The sequence below is a fragment of the Janthinobacterium longum genome (assembly GCF_051380735.1).
GTDB lineage: Bacteria > Pseudomonadota > Gammaproteobacteria > Burkholderiales > Burkholderiaceae_D > Janthinobacterium.
Genome location: NZ_JBNYXQ010000023.1, coordinates 1 through 1423 on the forward strand (window position 1 = coordinate 1; position 1423 = coordinate 1423).

Consider the following 1423-nt stretch of genomic DNA (forward strand, 5'->3'; position numbering starts at 1 on the left):
GACCCTAATGCCGTTAAGTTAGTGTTCGCCTGAGACGTCGCTCTGGATAGCGTTGTGGTTTTGCCTTTGCGACCCGATCAAATTTTCGATCGGGTCGATAGACATTGAGCTCGACGATCATCCTTTCGCGCATTCGCTTGAGCACTCCAGGCAGGTTGCCTTGCGCTTGCAACGCCGCAGCGTGCATCATCTCGAATTGAAAGGTATGCAGTGCCAGCACGAAGCTGATGTCGGTCGGCAGACATGCAGCTTGCTCAGCGGCGCGTGCCATTTCGAGTCGAACCAAATTGTACGCAATGAGCATGCCCCAGATTTCCTGGCGCGTAGCTTCCACGCTGTGACTGCGCAGACTGAGCGCCATGCCCATCATGGATTGTTTCATTTCGCGGTAGCTGGTTTCAATATGCCATCGTTCCTGATAGCACTGCTGTAGTGACTGAGCGGGATATGCTGCTTTATCCATGAGCGATGTCAGCAGATAAGTGGGTTTGCCATTGCGCTCAATACTACGTATGGCGCGCACCCGCCAATGTGCTGGCAGAGCTGGATTCTTCTTGCGCGCCTCTGACGAGATCTTCATCTCGACAATGCCATCGTTTTCGTCGCCTTCAATCAGCTTTAACTTGCTGTTGACGCGACTTGGGATCAGGAAATGTCGATCGATACCGTCCGCGCAAAGCGTGGTGAAAAAATCGGCTGACAGAAAACCGCTATCAAATACTGTAAGCGAACGATCTGGTATATCGCTGAGCAAAAGCTTGGCGTACGTCATTTCGCCCTGAGCATAGCTCCCAAATTCGGCTGAAAGCACCAATTGCGTTCGCAATACGCTCAGTATTACCATGCGCGCGTGGGGGTAACTTGCCACGCCATCGTTGGCGAAACTCGGTGAGTCAAAATGCGCTCGATTGGCGGCGCTGTCGGCCAACTTCAATGTCGTGCCGTCCATTGCGAGCAGATGCAAGCCTTTGAAGTGATACCGCTCGGCATCTTGCAGACGCCAATTCTTGGCCGATTCCCTGAACAGCCATGCCAAGGGATCTTCTCCCAGGCGTTGCCGGGCCTGCGTCACTGCGCTGTCAGTGACACATGTGTCATCGCTGTCGGGCAATGCCAGATCAAGCTCGGCGACGACTTGCCGAATGGAGCGATGTCGGTACAGTGACATGGCGATGACCAGCGAGACCACCTGTTCGGCTGGCAGCCGGCGTCGACGGATCGTAGCGCTGCCTGAATTCGATAGGGCGGCTTCGATCCAATCGTAGGGAAGATGTTCGCCTAATAGGCGCCAGTCTGGTGGCGTTGGTAGGTCAGCGGCAAGTAAAAAGGCAGTAGAGTCCATAACTGCCCGAAAGTTAACATTATTTGCCGCTGTTTACAATCTGTCTTGAATCGAAAGGCTTAACTTAACGGCATTAGGGTC

1 protein-coding gene is annotated in these 1423 nt (G+C 53.6%); it reads right to left on the reverse strand.

Translation table 11 applies throughout. The features are described 5' to 3' along the window. Window positions 1-13: 13 nt before the first annotated feature. Window positions 14-1342 (reverse strand): IS4 family transposase, encoded by a 1329-nt coding sequence (locus ACQ4WM_RS24665; RefSeq protein ID WP_436549291.1) that lies wholly within the window; start codon window positions 1340-1342, stop codon window positions 14-16. Between the last annotated feature and the right edge of the window lie 81 nt (window positions 1343-1423).